Origin of the sequence: Leptospira semungkisensis, from assembly GCF_004770055.1 — a bacterium.
Taxonomy (GTDB): domain Bacteria; phylum Spirochaetota; class Leptospiria; order Leptospirales; family Leptospiraceae; genus Leptospira_B; species Leptospira_B semungkisensis.
In genome coordinates, this window is sequence record NZ_RQEP01000018.1 from 189510 (window position 1) to 205306 (window position 15797).

Annotated in this window: 15 protein-coding genes; 10 read left to right on the top strand and 5 right to left on the bottom strand. The window is 42.8% G+C overall.

Translation table 11 applies throughout. The annotated features are described in order from the left end of the window. Positions 1-227: 227 nt before the first annotated feature. The 3 genes from EHO59_RS12350 to EHO59_RS12360 all read left to right on the top strand — a co-directional run bounded on the left by EHO59_RS12350 (position 228) and on the right by EHO59_RS12360 (position 3958). Positions 228-1637: an SBBP repeat-containing protein gene (locus EHO59_RS12350; protein WP_167882111.1), complete on the top strand. Its 1410-nt coding sequence runs from the start codon at positions 228-230 to the stop codon at positions 1635-1637. Positions 1638-1835: 198 nt separating this feature from the next. Continuing rightward, on the top strand, positions 1836-2849 hold the full coding sequence (locus EHO59_RS12355; RefSeq protein WP_135588509.1) for an N-acetylneuraminate synthase family protein: 1014 nt from the start codon (positions 1836-1838) through the stop codon (positions 2847-2849). Between the two features lie 2 nt (positions 2850-2851). Continuing rightward, positions 2852-3958: a M23 family metallopeptidase gene (locus tag EHO59_RS12360; RefSeq protein WP_135588511.1), complete on the top strand. Its 1107-nt coding sequence runs from the start codon at positions 2852-2854 to the stop codon at positions 3956-3958. Positions 3959-4137: 179 nt separating this feature from the next. Here the strand turns inward: EHO59_RS12360 and EHO59_RS12365 are convergent, their stop codons facing one another. Continuing rightward, a complete protein-coding gene (locus tag EHO59_RS12365; RefSeq protein WP_135588513.1) occupies positions 4138-4866 on the bottom strand; it encodes a TrmH family RNA methyltransferase in 729 nt (242 codons plus the stop codon). Between the two features lie 244 nt (positions 4867-5110). Here EHO59_RS12365 and fliF point away from each other — a divergent pair, with 244 nt between their 5' ends. From fliF to EHO59_RS12400, 7 genes are all read left to right on the top strand, one after another. Then, positions 5111-6811: a flagellar basal-body MS-ring/collar protein FliF gene (gene fliF / locus EHO59_RS12370; protein ID WP_135588515.1), complete on the top strand. Its 1701-nt coding sequence runs from the start codon at positions 5111-5113 to the stop codon at positions 6809-6811. Continuing rightward, the gene (locus EHO59_RS12375) at positions 6811-7779 is read left to right on the top strand and encodes a FliG C-terminal domain-containing protein (protein ID WP_135588517.1); all 969 of its coding nucleotides are present in this window, start codon (positions 6811-6813) and stop codon (positions 7777-7779) included. The genes fliF and EHO59_RS12375 overlap by 1 nt, the downstream gene beginning before the upstream one ends. A 4-nt stretch (positions 7780-7783) precedes the next feature. Then, entirely contained in the window at positions 7784-8707 is a 924-nt protein-coding gene (fliH, locus tag EHO59_RS12380; RefSeq protein ID WP_008592071.1) for a flagellar assembly protein FliH, read from the top strand. Positions 8708-8939: 232 nt separating this feature from the next. Continuing rightward, positions 8940-10304 (top strand): FliI/YscN family ATPase, encoded by a 1365-nt coding sequence (locus EHO59_RS12385; RefSeq protein ID WP_135588519.1) that lies wholly within the window; start codon positions 8940-8942, stop codon positions 10302-10304. Between the two features lie 3 nt (positions 10305-10307). Continuing rightward, positions 10308-10880 carry a flagellar export protein FliJ gene (gene fliJ, locus EHO59_RS12390; protein WP_135588521.1) on the top strand — a complete coding sequence of 191 codons (573 nt, stop codon included), beginning with the start codon at positions 10308-10310 and terminating at the stop codon, positions 10878-10880. Between the two features lie 160 nt (positions 10881-11040). After that, on the top strand, positions 11041-11682 hold the full coding sequence (locus EHO59_RS12395) for a periplasmic-type flagellar collar protein FlbB (RefSeq protein ID WP_135588523.1): 642 nt from the start codon (positions 11041-11043) through the stop codon (positions 11680-11682). Between the two features lie 6 nt (positions 11683-11688). Further along, positions 11689-12105 carry a transporter gene (locus EHO59_RS12400; RefSeq protein WP_425460232.1) on the top strand — a complete coding sequence of 139 codons (417 nt, stop codon included), beginning with the start codon at positions 11689-11691 and terminating at the stop codon, positions 12103-12105. A gap of 157 nt (positions 12106-12262) precedes the next feature. Here the strand turns inward: EHO59_RS12400 and EHO59_RS12405 are convergent, their stop codons facing one another. From EHO59_RS12405 to EHO59_RS12420, 4 genes are all read right to left on the bottom strand, one after another. Further along, positions 12263-13234 carry a DUF3089 domain-containing protein gene (locus tag EHO59_RS12405; RefSeq protein ID WP_246052885.1) on the bottom strand — a complete coding sequence of 324 codons (972 nt, stop codon included), beginning with the start codon at positions 13232-13234 and terminating at the stop codon, positions 12263-12265. A gap of 449 nt (positions 13235-13683) precedes the next feature. Then, the gene (gene gmk, locus EHO59_RS12410; RefSeq protein ID WP_342776334.1) at positions 13684-14217 is read right to left on the bottom strand and encodes a guanylate kinase; all 534 of its coding nucleotides are present in this window, start codon (positions 14215-14217) and stop codon (positions 13684-13686) included. Positions 14218-14231: 14 nt separating this feature from the next. Then, positions 14232-14513, bottom strand: a complete 282-nt coding sequence (locus EHO59_RS12415) for an extracellular matrix/biofilm biosynthesis regulator RemA family protein (protein WP_135588529.1) — start codon at positions 14511-14513, stop codon at positions 14232-14234. Then, a complete protein-coding gene (locus tag EHO59_RS12420; RefSeq protein WP_135588531.1) occupies positions 14513-15766 on the bottom strand; it encodes a hypothetical protein in 1254 nt (417 codons plus the stop codon). The genes EHO59_RS12415 and EHO59_RS12420 overlap by 1 nt, the downstream gene beginning before the upstream one ends. Positions 15767-15797 lie beyond the last annotated feature (31 nt).

Consider the following 15797-nt stretch of genomic DNA (forward strand, 5'->3'; position numbering starts at 1 on the left):
TTATGAATTCAAACTTTCTAGTTCGTATTTTTCCGAAATAAATCCGTATTAATAAAAATTTAAGCAATTTGTCGACAGGCATACGTTGTTATATTAACAACTTATGTCTTGCTAATTGATTTATGAAATTCTTTTATTCACCTGCACGGAGTTATGTTAGTTTCATACTTTTTATTCTAGTATTTCTCCTTCAATGCTCCGCCCCAAATGATATGCAAGAAAGTTTATTGGGTTTAACAATTCTTCCGGCGAATGCAACCTCTTCTCCAAGTCATCCTCAAACACAATGGTCTCGACTGATAGAGATGTCCGGAACGACAGATTCTTCCGGAAAAATTTATAGTAAGAAAAATAGATTTCTGAGTGAAGTGGCAAATGACGTTACTTCCGATTCTCAGGGAAATATATATGCAACCGGAGTGATCGAAGCATCTGCATGGGATGCTTATGTAGGAGTCTCTTTTATAGCAAGATATGACGGAGCAGGAAATAAGCTTTGGTCGAAACTATTCGGGAATTACGTTTCAGATAGTGTGATCGGCAGACTTATGATAGAAGATGACATAGGTATATACGTTGCAGACACTCCCAATCATGTTATCAGTAAAAAAATTACCGCCGATATCCATGGCAACATATATATAGCTGGCGAGATAAAAGATTCCCTTAACGGTGAAAACAAATACGCTTTTATAGCTAAGTATGACAGTCTAGGGAACCGGCTATGGGAAAGATATTTAAATGATAACGCTCGACCCACTTGGGTAGAGAGCATTACTTCGGATCCGCAAGGAAATGTATACGCTATCGGACCCTATGCAAATACCTACGAACATGTATATACTTTTATAGCGAAGTATGATGGCGACGGAAATATCCAATGGACAAAGCATGCAATCGATCCTCAGATCCAAAAAACTTCTGTAATATTCGGGAAGGAGATTACCTCCGATTCCCAAGGAAATTTATATATTACCGGAGAAACGGAAGTAATTTCGTCGGAAGGGAAGAAAGTTTCTAATTTATTCCTGACGAAATATGACAAAAATGGAAACACCTTATATACAAAGTTTTTAGGCAACGTAGGTCCTGGCGTTTATATAGACGGATTTTACAATCTACCAGATACCTCAGGCCATGGCATTACCTGCGATTCACAAGGATATATATATATCGTCGGTGAGACTAACGGAAATGGATTAGATAATCTCGCTCAGATAAAAAATGATCCATCGGCCTTTATTATAAAATACGATGGGAATGGTAACGTATTGTGGACAAGGTTAATAGATGGCAGTGATGATCCTTACACAATTGCTTCGGATTCTCAAGGGAATGTGTATATGACCGGAAACTTATATACATATAAAAATTCGACATTCGACGGTCAAACCGTTACTTATGGTGACGCCTTCGTAATCAAATATGATGCCACAGGCAGAAAGCTTTGGACAAAGTTATTGGACGCTGAGATGTCACTGTATCGCTCAGAATTGCATGACAGCGGAACTACGAGACCTACAGGTTTAGCTATCGATTTAATTGGAAATATATATGTTGTGGGTCATTCTACGGACGAAGCACTTGCAGGACCTTACAATTCGTTTATTGTAAAGTACGATCAAAATCAATTTTGAAAACCTGTCTTTGATTTCATAATAGCAACTTCCGGTCCAGTTTCATCCTCGAATTGAAAAATGGCTCGAGCTTTTAGCCTATTCTGACTTTTTCAGATCTCTGAAATACCAATCAAAAAACATTCTCGTATTGCGTCTTTGCCCCTATCTTCCGATCTTTGTTTTAACGACACAAGGAAGCTTCCTTCCGGAGAAAGAATGACTTTTTCAAAGAGTTTTCGATTAGGCGACCGATGGGATTTAGGTCCTGATTCTTCCCCCTTTTTAATCGCAGAAATCGGATTAAACCATAATGCTGATTTGGAATTGGGCAAAAGAACCATCCAAGCGGCAAAAAACGCCGGGGCAAACGCGGTAAAATTCCAAAGCTATTCTACGGACAATTTTTTAGATACAGCCAATCCAAAAGCGAAAGTGCTCGTGGATATTTTCAAACAGTATGAGCTTTCCGAGAAACTACACAGAGAGTTCAAGACGACTGCCGAGTCGGAAGGACTCTTCTTCTTCTCTACTCCGTTAGACGAAATCAGCGTAGATCTTCTCGTTTCCCTTGGAGTGAAGGCACTAAAAATCGCGAGTGGAGATATCGTAAATAAACAGCTACTTAATAAATGTGCCGATACAAAACTTCCTCTCTTACTTTCTAGCGGAGCTGCAGAAGGATTCGAAGCCGTTCGTGCTTTGGAATTTTTAGAATCAAAGAAAGTTAAGGATTTACTATTATTCCATTGCGTTTCCCTATACCCGACTCCGCCAGAAAAAGCGAATCTACGCACAATCAACTATTACCAGAATATTTTTCCAGGTCCTGTCGGCTTCTCGGATCATACTGGAGGAAGCTTGGCAGGAGCTCTTGCAGTGAGCTTAGGTGCATGTGCATTAGAAAAACATTTTACTCTAGATAAGAAATTACCTGGTCCGGACCATACTATATCCGTTGATCCCGAAGAATTCAAAGCCTATTCCGAAAATGCAAGACTTGCATTCCAAATGCGTGGAGAAGAAAGAAAAGTCGTACAACCTCAAGAAGCTTCCGGTAGATTCTTTGGCCGACGAGGTTTATATGCGGATAAAAACCGAAAACCGATCGCGCTGCGTCCTGACTTAAGCCAAGAGGATGCTAGCTATTTGGATTCCTGGAAATTAGAAGAAGCCGAGGCTATTTTAAAGAATGATAAAGGACCGAAGCCGGGAGAAGCGTTCCGATCCTAAATATGGCAAAGAAATCAATCTTCTTCATCTTTTTACTTTCTTGGTCTTTATCAGCCAGTCCTAAAAATTTCGGAGCCTTAGGGTCCGAAATAGATTTTCTGGATTTTGGAAAGATAACTCCTGCACCTTTTTCGTATTCGGTTTCTTCTTCTTTTCATGAAGAATATGGAGCATTCAATCTTTTCGATTCGGATCAGAAAACATACTGGTATTCTTCCGCCGATTCAAAACCGGAATGGATCATAGTAGATTTCGGCTCGAAAAGACTAATCAATGCGGTCGAAGTAGTAGTTCCGATCTTTAGAGGAAAAAGAGCCGCCGAGGAGTATGAAATCCAGGTATTGTACCAAGATAACTGGAAGACAATTTTCAAAAACAATAAAGTAGAATTAATCAATTTTCATACCCTTCCTCCGATCGATGCATCCATTATTAGATTATATTTTCCTAAAAAAGAAGATAGAAGTATAGTTATCGGTGAATTCAAAGTTCTTTTAAACGGAGCCGCATTGAATTCTATTCCCGCTCGATTTACTGGATACCAATATCCAGTTCCAGATGGACTCATTCCCGATAAAGATGTACAGCTTCCTGGAGCGCCCAGAGAATACAGGAACGGCATCCATAAAGGATTAGATATTTATAATAAACGAGAGAAGGTCGGGCCTCCAAGACGTTTGACTTTCGAGGACTCTCTTGTGTCCCCTGCGGATGGCACGATCATTCGAGCAGATCTGGATTATTCCCCCATGACACTTTCCGAATTTCAAAAATATTCTGCGTTGGCCCAAAAGAATGGAGTAACTTTCGTAGAAAAGGATTTCGGAGGAAGACAGGTCTGGATCGATCACGGGAACGGAATCATGTCATCCTTCAATCACTTGTCTTCGATCAAAAGTGGGATCAAAGTAGGAACAAAGGTTAAATCGGGAGATGAGATCGGAAAAGCCGGCAACTCAGGTCTTAGTGGAGAAGCCAAAGGCAACGACGAAAATATTCATCTTCATTTCGAGCTTTGGGTAGATGGGGAATATCTAGGAGCAGGGATTGGTCCGAACCAAATGCGGAAATTATTGCAGTTCTTCTTCTCCAAATCGAATTTGCGCTGAGCAATTCTTCCCACAAATTCAGAAAAGAGTTCCTACACTGCGGGAACTCCTAAATTTTTCGCTCGCGCAATAAGCGATTTTATGATATGCGAATCTCGCAAACCCACGGGCCACTCCCCCCACCCGAACTTGGGTGGGGGCCCTTTCGAACCCGCCAAAGAGTTCCCACGCGCAGACTTTTATATCTCTCCACGAATTCTTTGGAGCAAGTCTGATTCCACCAGATTCCCATTATGCAAACTTCGTTTATAATATGTATTCCGTAGGAACACTTTCTCCTCTTCACTGAGAGCCCAATTTGGTATTTCCTTTCTTAAGCGATACGCAAGGTGAGAAAGAACGATCGCTACGGTCACAGAGATATTATAACTCTCCGTAAAACCGTACATCGGCAATTTCAAGAAGAGATCCGCTTGCTCCATAGCCTTCTTAGAAAGACCAAGCTCTTCAGACCCGAATAGAATCGCTGCCGGACGATCCAAAGGAAGAGTATCTAGTTCATAAGAATTTTCTTTAACATGGGGAGAAGTCGCAACGATCCTAAAACCTTTTTCTTTCAAACCACTTATACAATGACTAGTATTATCCGCATTTAGTGCCTGGTATTTTCGGATCTGGATCCATTTTTGAGCGCCCTTAGTTATACCTTCATTAGGTTTGTATAAACTCTTATTCTCCACTACATGAATTTCAGAAAGGCCCAAGCACTCGGAAGTACGAACCGGCGCACTTGCATTATAAGGTTGGAATATATCCTCCAACACAATTGTTAAGTACTTTGTGCGATATGAGACTACCTCCTCTATCTTTTCCACCTTAGAAGGAGATATCATGGTTCTAAGATATTCTCCTATCTTCTCCGCTTCTTGGAGATTTATAAAATTTGCATGTTCGGAGATTGGTTTCACGATAGATTCTTCTTTCAAGAGGATGCAACTCTCAGTAACAACTAGTTGATCACTAAAATTACACTAAACATACGTTTTGCAATTAAGTACATCTAGAAATATTCTTCAGATACCAACGCTTCGATCAGACATAAGAGAAAAATTTAGACCAAAATAAAAAAATTCTAAAGTTTTTTTAAAAAGGGATTGTACTTTGATTCCGAAAATCTATTATGTCCCCTATCTTGTCCGGTGGTGAAGTAAAATGCCCGAGCAGTTACAAAAGATTCTGAACAATATCAAGGAATTCTTTGGCTCCTTAGATACTACGAAGAAACTCATATTAGGTGGAGTTGCGATCACAGTCGTCATCGCTCTCGGCCTTCTAACCACGGTTTCTTCTCAGAAGAACCGAGTCGTCCTCTTCCAAAACCTAACGGCTAAGGATTTTGCCGAGGTTACCAAGAAGTTGGACTCCATGGGTTATTCATATAACACGGGAGACACGAGCATTGTCAGCGTGGATCCGGAGCAAAGACAGGAAATCATCACCAAGCTCGCTCAGGAAAATTTAATTCCTGCAGGTGTCCAAGGCTGGGAACTCTTCAATGTGGAAAAATTCACAGAGACCCAGTTCGACAAGGACATCAAAAAGTACAGAGCCTTAAAGGGAGCCATCGAGCAGTCCTTGATGACCCTCAGATCTGTAGACAAGGCTTACGTAAACTTAGCTATGCCGGAAGAAGAGTTATTCAACTCGAATGCTTCTCCAGTTAAGGCTTCCGTTATCCTGCATTTTATTCCCGGAGTCGAAGGGATTTCTAAGAAGGAAGTAAAAGGTATCGTAAACTTAGTTTCGAGAGCCGTTCCTAAATTAAAGCCTGAGAACGTATCCGTTGCTGACGCAGACGGAAAGATCATCTCCGACTTCGAAGAAGATTTAGAGAAAGAAAGATTAGAACTCAGAGTCGTACAAGAGAAATTGAGGATCCAAGAAGAGCAAAGGGTCCAAAGATTAATCGACGTCCGCAACACTTTACGCTGGTATCTAGGCGGAGAAGACAGAGTGGACATCACCCGCTTCGAATACATGTTGAATTGGGACAAGGAATCTTATAAAGACAATCAAGTTTCTCCAGTAATCGAAAGACCGGACGATCCAAATACTCCTTATTCTGAATTGAAGATTGTAGACGGATACAGCTTAAAAGTTTCTTCCAAAGAAACGAGCGAGCAATTCAACGGAAGAGGCTTCACCCCAGACGGACCTGCAGGAACAGAGCCTAACCTTCCTCCTGGATACAAAGACACAGACTATCAAAAAGCAGAATATAAGAAGACCGAGAACATCAATAACTTCGAATTCAACAGAAGAGTTAGCGAAGTCCAAAAGCAACCTTGGAAGATCGAGAAGATCAACCTCTCTGTGGTTGTAGACGGACAATGGACTAAGAAAGAAAGAGAAGACGGAACCGGTTACGATAGAACTTATATCCCTGTTTCGGACGATGATATCAGAACAGTTCGTAAAAATTTAGAAGCAGCAGTAGGGATCGATAAAGCAAGAGGAGACCAAATTTCCGTTATAAGCATTGCTAAAGATCGCTCAGCTCAGTTTGCAGCAGAAGACGAAGAATTAAGAAAACAGAAAGCGATCCGCCAAATGGTCATAGCCTCCTTGGTTATCGTTCTATTCTTGATCCTAACCATCCTCATCTACAGAGCGATCAAAAAGGAAATCGCAAGACGCCGCAGACTCCGCGAAGAAGAACTCGCCGCAATGCAGCAGATGATGAGAGAAGCAGCTCTCCGAGTCATGGACGACGGAAGCGCAGAGGTCGAACTCTCCCTGGACGAAAAACTCAGAAGAGAACTTCTCGAAAACGCAATCAACCTCGCCAGGGAAAAACCGGAAGAAGTCGCACAACTTCTCCGCACCTGGCTCTCTGAAGAGGAAGCGACCTAATGAGTACCCTGTCCGGAAAAAGAAACCGGGCGGGACAGCTCCTCCGAATTCTGGGGGAGCATCTTCCCCCCGAAGTATTTCGCCACTTAGGTCCAACAGACACTACAAAACTCTTAGAGAGCTTTCACAAATCGGGAAAGCCGGAGGCAAGCCAAGAGAGAGAACTTTTAGGAGCCTTCCTAAACGGACTCTCTTCGGTTCCAAAAGAAGGGATCGACAGAGACACTTTCGCCCTTATCCAGGAACTGGAGACCATCCTAAAAGAAGACCTGGTTTCCGAACCGGATTGGCTGGAAGAATTAAAATCCTATAATAAAGAAGAACTTTCCCGCATCGTTGCAGGAGAGAATGCGAGTAGGATCTCCCTCATCTTCTGCTATGCGGACCCTGAAGTTTCCGCAAGAGTATTAGAAGAATTTCAGGAAGATACCCAGGAAGAGATTTTGCTCTCTATTAAGAATCTGGACCTTTCTTCCCTGGGACTTAGGGACTCCCTGGAGCGTTTTCTGCGCTTCAAACGGGAAGTTCTAAAGACCCCGGATGCTGGAGTTCCTACAAGGGACAAGGGCGGAAAGCGAGCTGCCGAGCTTTTGGGCAGAATGGATCCCCAAGATTCTCAGAAATTATTCTCCCGAATACGCGAAAAGAGCCAGTCGTTTGCCGAAAATATAAATAAGCATTTCTTCCGAATGGAAGACCTGATGGACCTCAGCCGGGAAGCTTTGAACAAGTTCCTGGGAGAGATCCATCCGATCGTTACCGCTACGGCATTTAAGGGTACCGAACCGGATACGAAACAGGTCTTACTTACTAGGCTGGATCCAAATCTGGCCTCTTCCATACGGTTAGAAGAAGATTCCATGGGCCCAGTCTCTCTTGCTGAAATTGAGACCGCTCAGAACGGACTTCTTGAAATTTTCAAGGAATCTGTAGAATCAGGAAGAATCAAGTTCCGGAGAACGAATTAAGACTATGGCTAAACTCGTCTTTAAACCCATCCAAATCGCCGACATGCAAGATCAGGTCGAGCTTCAGATTCCGGACAAGTATAAGAAATTCCATAGGGACGAAGACGCAGAAGAGTTCGAGGTAGACCAAGAAGGAAATATCATCGAGCAATACCAAGGCCCTTCTATCGAAGAAATAGAGGCCGAGCTCAACCGTTATAAAGAAGAAACGGAAGAGAATATCAAAACAATGCTCGAGGACTCTCGCCGCAAGTCGGAAGAGATCGAGGAGGAAGGCCGCAAGAAAGCCTTCCAAATGATCCAAGACTCGAAAGAGAAGATCAAACTCGAAGAAGATTCGGGCAAAGCCAAAGCGGAACAAATCTTGGAAAGAGCCAAGATGGAAGCCGAAAGAATGATCAAAGAAGCCGAGATGAAAACGGCGGAGATCGAACACGAGGCCTATCTAAAAGGATTCGAAGCAGGACGAGAAGTGGGCTTTCGTAAAGGCCAAGGTGAGGTCAGACGACTCATCGACCGACTCGGAACTATTGTAGGTAAGGCAATCGATATTCGCGCCGAACTCATCCAAGCCTCCGAGAAACAGATGGTAGAGATGATCCTGATCATCGCTCGTAAGATCATCAAAGACGAGATCATTGAAAGAAAAGAAATCGTACTCAATAATATTAGAGAAGCCCTGAAACGCATTAAGGATCGCGACCGTGTAGATATCCGTGTCAACTTTGCTGATTTGGAAATCACTACCGCTCACAAAGACGAGCTTATCAAACTCATGGAATCTCTTCGCAAGGTCAATATCTACGAAGACTCCCGAGTCGACCGAGGCGGGGTTATTATCGAAACAGATGTGGGAGCAATCGACGCGAGAATTTCCACTCAGCTCAAAGAGATCGAAGAAGCGATTCGAAATGCGGAACCGATATAATTCACCATTTACGTCCCATCTTACCCTCTTACCGGATCCTCTCTGCAAACGAGCAGGATCCGGTCAGGGGAAATTTCTTTTGGGGGAATGTGAAGTGGAAGGTCAGAAGTTTTGTAGTAACTTCGACATCTCTTCTACCCTTAAAAGAGACATAATTCAGTTATATTCTCATTATCACTTGACTCCGAGCAAAATCCTCGGGAGAGTATGCTCATAGGTTCAATGTCCGGCAATGATCGAGAAGAAGTTTCACGAAAAGATAGACGTTATCTCCAAGTACTTCCTCATTTTGGACAGAACGGAAACCATCCGTAAGTCCGGACGAGTCGTAAGAGTTTCCGGGAATGTAATCTATTCAGAAGGACCTCCCGATTCTAAGATCGGAGAGATCATGGAAGTCCAAAAAGCCGGAACAGAAGGCTATCTCCAATGCGAGATCGTAGGCTTCGAAAATCACGTATATACCTTAATGCCATTGGGCCCTGTAGAAGGTGTATATCCCGACGCATTCGTCTTTTCTTCCGGAAGAAGTTTAAACGTTCCTGTTGGCCGTGAACTTCTTGGCAGAGTATTAAACGGTGTAGGACGTCCTATCGATAAGAAAGGACTCATCATCACTTCCGAAGAAAAATCTCCGGAAGGAGAAAGCATCAACCCGCTCGACCGCCCAATCATCAGGGATATCCTACTCACTGGAGTAAGAGCAATCGATGGCATCCTAACGGTGGGAAGAGGACAGAGACTCGGGATCTTCTCCGGTTCCGGCGTGGGTAAATCCAGCTTACTCGGTATGATCGCGAGATTTACGAATGCAGATGTAAACGTGATCGCACTCGTCGGTGAACGAGGACGAGAAGTAAACGAATTCATAGAAAGAGACTTAGGCAAAGAAGGGCTCGCTAGATCAGTCGTATTCGCCGCGACTTCAGATGCCCCTAAGATGGAGCAAGTGAACTGCGCCCTACTCGCCACCTCAGTCGCCGAATATTTTAGAGAACAAGGCCTGCATGTAAATTTGATGATGGATTCCTTGACTCGATTCGCTCATGCAAACAGAGAAATCTCCGTATCCAATCATGAGCCACCGATTACCAGAGGATTTAGTTCATCCGTTTTTACTAAATTAGCAAAACTTGTAGAACGTTCCGGAACTTCCAAATCAGGGGGAAGTATTACAGGCTTTTATACAATCCTCACAGATACTGATGAGATGGAAGATCCGATCGCTGACGCTGTACGAGGTTATATAGACGGACATATTATTCTCTCCAGAAAGCTCGCTGAACGAAATCATTATCCTGCGATCGATGTGCCTGCTTCTCTATCTCGGGTCATGCAATCCATCGTCGAAGAGGATCAGTTCATGAGGGCAGGAATGATCCGAGAACTCATATCCACTTATAATTCAGTAGAAGAACTCATTCTTCTCAACGCGTATGTAAGAGGATCCGATCCTAAAGTGGACCTTGCTATCCGCAAAAAAGATAAGATAGATTCTTATCTCAAACAAAGACTTATGGAAAGAAGTCTTTTCCCACAGACAGTAAGCGGCTTGAGAGATATCTTAAAAGAAGAAAGAGAAGAAGAGGAATTTTAATCCATGAAACGATTCCGCTTTCGACTCGAACCTGTGCTCAGACTAAAGAAGATTCAAGAAGATCAGAAATTAAAAGAGTTATCCGAACTCGTAGCCCAAGTGAACGTCCGTAAATCCGAGATCGATGGTAACGAAGAAAGAATTAGGACTCTTTCATCTACTGAATTAGCAGGGGCCACAGATCTTCGTGAATATTCTTATCTGCAAACTTATATGCGCCAATTATTAACCAGAAATACGGAACTGGAATCGGAGATCAGATCTTTTGATGAACCAGTCGAGAAGAAGAGATCCGAAGTTTCAGAAGCGCGTAAAGAGAAGAAGGTGCTCGAACTTCTAAAAGAAAATCGCCTCAAGGATTATATGCATGCATACCACAAGGCGGAGAGAACTCGAGCCGAAGAGCAATTCTTAGTCGATCTTTTTAGAAAACAAAGGGAGGAAACATATGGGGATGATAGATCTAAACGGGATCCGAAAGTATTTACCTATGATACGGGAAGCGTCGAGCGCTCAGGCGCAGAAGATGCGGGACTTTCTGAGCTCAGAAAGCTTTACGAGCGTTATAAAAAGTGATCTTCCATTTTTAGAAGTGCGTAAAACTACTTCTTCTTCCGATCCTTTACTAGGAAGCATGGCAAGTCTTCAGGACAAAATTTCCCATCTGGAGAATAAGGCTGGAGATCTCGAAAAGAAGATTTCAGGCTCCAGACTGGATATTCGGGTATAGTAAAAAATGGCAAGTTTGACTGACAAAGCGAGAGCAGTTTACTTAGTTCTCCTCATCGTATTCTTAGTATTGATCGGATTCTTTGCCTTCCATTACTTTCAGATCATCGATGCGGTAGAGATCTTTCCATTCCTAAAGCAAGAACCTGGACTCGTAAACGCAGACTCGGAATCTCCCTCTGAATTGGAAAAATTAGAGTTTCGTAAAGAAATGGAAAGACTTGCCAAAGATAAAGATGATGTTACTCAAAAAGAAGAAGAGCTGAAAAGAGAAAAAGAACGCTTAGAAGCTGAACTCGAAAAGATAGAAGAGCTAAAACGCGGCCTTACTGCCAAAGAGAATGAATTAAAGTCTGCGGAATCCGAAAGGAACAGTAGAGGTAAGTTGATTAAGGTTATGTCGGAGAAGGTTGCAAATATGCCCCCCGATAACGCTGTGCAAATGCTTACCAACTGGCCGGACAAAGATATCATCGATGTATTCATCCAAATGGACAAGGATGCAGAACAGGACGGAAGACAAACGATTACAACATATCTTCTTACCTTATTCCCTGCAGAAAGAAGAGCAAATATCACGAACAAATGGCTTTCCCGTTCTGATGTGATTAAGGCTCCAGAATCCAGCTCCGAATCAGAAGAACTTTAAGATTTTATGATACAGAAAAAGCTTATTCCTACTCTACTTATTACTTTCCTATTCATCGGAAATGCGGCATTGTTATCGAAGAGCAAAAAATCGAAGGCCGCTCCGGCTGCGCCTCCGAAGCCGAAGTATGTTTCTGGCGAAGAATTAGTGAATAATCCAAGCAAAGCAGTCGGTGAAACAGTGAGAGTCGCCGGCAATGTGACTCACGTGCTTTATAAAGGAAATTCAATCCGTTTCGTAGTGCATTTTTCAGGCAAGCCTGTAGTTTTAGATTCGGATGACTACGGCCTAATGAATCGAGTCTCAGTAGGAACTTATGTGGAAGTCTGCGGTTTCTATCTAAAAAACAAAAAGCTGGAGTTAGATGGAAAGAGAACGGATATGCCGTCTATCGTAGTCGAGCAAACATACTGCACGAATTAAGTTTTTCTAAAAGAGAAACAGTTCCCACAAAAAATTGAGATAAAATTTTCCTTTGCAGAACTCGAGGAATTCTGATATAGGGAAACCTCGCTTCTCCCACTAGGCGACCCACCTCCCCTCCCGATGAGGGTGGGGGCCATCGAAATTTCCATTCCGCTTACTTTCCGCCCAGAAACTGATTGGCTCGGTCCCGCGCATTCTTGCGAATATTCCCATAAAACATGTGAAAATCAACCAAATGGAGACTATCATCTTTTCCTAAAGAAGGAAATCCTCTCATTTCTGGTTCGTGCACCCACAATGCACCTTTCTCACATTTTGCATCGGCCACGCCCATAATAATCTTATCAAAGCTATGAGTAATACTTCCCAAATTCATAGACCTAGGAGCGTATTCCTCGTCGTTCTTCCAAGTCAGAGGATTCACGCAAATAGTAGAAGAATCGTATCTCTCCACAAGTCTTTCTGGTCGATTCCCCCATTCGTAAGAATTCCAATTGATCACACAACCAAGCTCTGTCTCTGACTTACAAGCAGAAAGACCAACCTCCTCTGCCTTGTATGGAAAACCGATCGAATATGCCGCTATTAGATTTTTCTTATACTCGGAAGATGCAATCACCTCTTTAATCAAGCGAATAGAATGCCGAGTTCCTTGGCTGTGGGACGCGATAATAAAAGGCCTCCCCTGATTCCAAGTTTTCATATAATAAAGAAAGGCAGCCTTCACATCTTCGTATGCAAGATCCAGTGCCTTTTTTCCTTCAGGAGTATCTTCCATAAATACTATAAGAGCAGCCTGTCTATATCTCGGAGCATAGACTCTACAGCAATCATTGAACGCACTTGCTTGTGTTCTGATCGTACCGTGATTCGTTCTATCGTTCAAAGATTTATCATTCAAATCTCCATTCCAATATTTTGGGCGAGCAAGTAACGTAGTAGGATGAATAAAGAAAGTGTCTGCTTTTGCTTCCTTTTGACGATCCTTAAAGGAAGAAGAAGGAGGAACCTCGTCCGCAAAATCTTTCTTATCCGGGTGAGCCGCCCAAAAGTTCAAATTCGTATAATCAGGAGGCATAAGAGTCGCACTCTCCTGAAACTCCTTTTTAGGACGAAGGAGGAACATACAACTGAACTCAAAGCAGATAAGTCCAATAAGCAAAAGAAACTTAAATCGAGAACGAAAAGAAAAGCGAGGCGCAATTTTCATATAAAGTTATTCTCATATACAGGCAAGAGCAAGAATGCTCAAAGCCTGGCACTAAAATAGAACAGAAATTCTATTCCGCATAATACGAATTGCAAGAGAAAATAGACTCAGAAAAAAATTCCGACCAAGCAAAAGACCAACAGTTCCCACAGAAAATTGAGATAAAATTTTCCTTTGCAGAATTCTTGAATTTCTGATATAGGAAAACCTCGCCTCTCCCACGGGGGACCCACCTCCACCACCCGATGAGGGTGGGGGCCATCATAATTACCCGCACTTCCCCTCATCCATACTTACATTCCGAACTCAATTGACTGCACCTTGTTCAGTCACCCTCCGGGTCGTTCGATTGGGTGGGGGCCAAGCTAAAACAGAATCCTCTCCAGACTCTCCACTGTCTTATCTAGTTCATCGTTTACGAGAGCAAAATCGAAATCGTCTTTCCTCTTCAACTCCGCCTTACCATTTCGGATCCTCTTCAGAATACTCTCCTCCGAATCGGTGCCTCTTCCTCGCAGACGCTTCTCCCATTCTTCTTCACTTGGAGGAAGGATAAAAATAGTGATGACTTTCGAGCCGAGCTTTTTCTTAACCTGATCTGCACCTTGCACATCCAGATCCATAATCACCGACTTTCCGGAGGTAAGACAAGCCTCTACAAATTTGGCTGGAGTGCCGTAGTAGTTATCATGGACTCTCGCCCATTCCAGGAATTCAGCCTTTTCGATCCCGGATTCGAATTCCTCTTTCGTTAAGAAAAAATACGTTACGCCCTCTTTGTCTCCCGGGCGAGGAGCACGAGTAGTACAAGAAACAGAGAAAGCCAAATCCGGATGTTTGGCTTGGAGAATTCGAATTAAGGTGGATTTTCCCCCTCCGGCTACGGAAGAGAGTACGATTAACTTAGGCTCTTTCAGTCCCTTTCTTCCTCTTCTTCGGCTATGGAATTATCTCGGCTCTCTATTCTCCGAGTCAATGCTTCCACCCTTAGATTAGAAAGGATCAGATGATTAGAATCCGTAATAATGATGGATCTTGTTTTTTTCCCTTGAGTAGCGTCTACCAAACTATTGTTACTCTTGGCCTCGTTTCGGATCCTTTTCGCAGAAGCCGAATCTGAGTGAATGATCCCCACGATCTTAGAGACCATGACGATATTTCCGAAGCCTACGTTCAAGACGCTGAATTGGGACATCAGATCCTCCTATTCCTCTCCAACCTGAATCTTTCTATGATATCCACTTCTCCGGTAGCGAGATCCAAGGCTTCTGAAATTTCTTCATGAGAATATCCTTTTTTCAAGAGGAAAACTACCTTTTCAATCTTACTCGCACCTTCGCCTAGCTCTTTTAGAGCAAGCTCGGTAGAAATTTTTACTGAATCCGGTTTCTGAGGAGCGTAGCCAGAGATTTTTTTCTCTAAAATTCTTCCGAAATTTTCCTCAGGTGGAATCGTATTATCTCGAACTTTCGGTTTACGTTCCGGTTTTTTAGAAGAAGGTTCCGGCTTATAAGAAGTCTCTGCTTTTAGAGAACCTCCACTGATATCTTCCGGAAATGAAATCTGATTTTCTTGGAAAGGATCTCCATCTAGAGAAATATCAAAAGTCGAACTAGGATTGTACATCGGTTGAGGAGTTCGAGTTGGAGAAACCTGGCCGAGTAATTCTTCGGCGTCTTTCCATCCCATTACATCCTTGATTTTCTTTCCGAAATTCTTCAACACACCTAGTGTCCCAGAATCTTTTTCTTCTACATTAGTATTTCTTGATACTGTATTCTTTCTCTCCGGATCTAAGAAAGGTTTAGCCTGGCTCTTGGAAGAAGACTCCGTTACATTCTGCTTATACAGTCTTCCAACGCCCTCACCCGCTTTTGCGGCCAATTCTTCTCTTCCGGAATTGAGACCTTTAGGTGGATTGGATTTTAATTCTTTCTGCTTCTCACGAATTAAAGTAAGATATTCGTTCTTAAATTCCTCTTCTTCAGAGAGACGGACTTTTTCGATCTCGTTATTTACAAAATCATTCTCTTCTTCCGCCTCCGTTTCGAATTCAGGAAGAGAAATTTCTTCCTGAACCGAAGAAGGCATAGAAGGAGCAAGTCCGGACGGAACGGATTTGGAGCCAATAGATCTGGATTCGATCGTTTCCGATCTTTCCCCGTAGATCCTTTCAGGAAGTTCTTCTAGTTTTTGTAATATACTTTTATATTTATCTTCCAGCAGGTCAGAACGTTGGACTAGGATCTTGTACGCTTGGATCTTGGAATTCAAGAGTTCGATCTGACTCTCTGTTTCCGTCTGGACCTCGTCCACAAGAGACCGGATCTCCTCGTTGATCTTTCGGATCATATGAGAGCGTATCCTCTTCGTGACTTGCGCGGAAATTCCAACGTACAAGCCTGCGGCTATGATGATATTTAAGAATAGGACTGTGAATAGTTCCATCGCTTCCCTACCTTATCGAGGATTTCCAACA

Excerpts from the sequence above, each read along its gene's own strand:
- EHO59_RS12405 (WP_246052885.1), bottom strand. The coding sequence starts at position 13,234 with ATGTTCCTCCTTCGTCCTAAAAAGGAGTTTCAGGAGAGTGCGACTCTT.
- EHO59_RS12415 (WP_135588529.1), bottom strand. The coding sequence starts at position 14,513 with ATGTCCCAATTCAGCGTCTTGAACGTAGGCTTCGGAAATATCGTCATG.
- EHO59_RS12375 (WP_135588517.1), top strand. The coding sequence starts at position 6,811 with ATGAGTACCCTGTCCGGAAAAAGAAACCGGGCGGGACAGCTCCTCCGA.
- fliH (WP_008592071.1), top strand. The coding sequence starts at position 7,784 with ATGGCTAAACTCGTCTTTAAACCCATCCAAATCGCCGACATGCAAGAT.
- EHO59_RS12385 (WP_135588519.1), top strand. The coding sequence starts at position 8,940 with ATGATCGAGAAGAAGTTTCACGAAAAGATAGACGTTATCTCCAAGTAC.
- fliF (WP_135588515.1), top strand. The coding sequence starts at position 5,111 with ATGCCCGAGCAGTTACAAAAGATTCTGAACAATATCAAGGAATTCTTT.
- fliJ (WP_135588521.1), top strand. The coding sequence starts at position 10,308 with ATGAAACGATTCCGCTTTCGACTCGAACCTGTGCTCAGACTAAAGAAG.
- EHO59_RS12420 (WP_135588531.1), bottom strand. The coding sequence starts at position 15,766 with ATGGAACTATTCACAGTCCTATTCTTAAATATCATCATAGCCGCAGGC.
- EHO59_RS12355 (WP_135588509.1), top strand. The coding sequence starts at position 1,836 with ATGACTTTTTCAAAGAGTTTTCGATTAGGCGACCGATGGGATTTAGGT.
- EHO59_RS12400 (WP_425460232.1), top strand. The coding sequence starts at position 11,689 with ATGATACAGAAAAAGCTTATTCCTACTCTACTTATTACTTTCCTATTC.
- EHO59_RS12395 (WP_135588523.1), top strand. The coding sequence starts at position 11,041 with ATGGCAAGTTTGACTGACAAAGCGAGAGCAGTTTACTTAGTTCTCCTC.
- EHO59_RS12360 (WP_135588511.1), top strand. The coding sequence starts at position 2,852 with ATGGCAAAGAAATCAATCTTCTTCATCTTTTTACTTTCTTGGTCTTTA.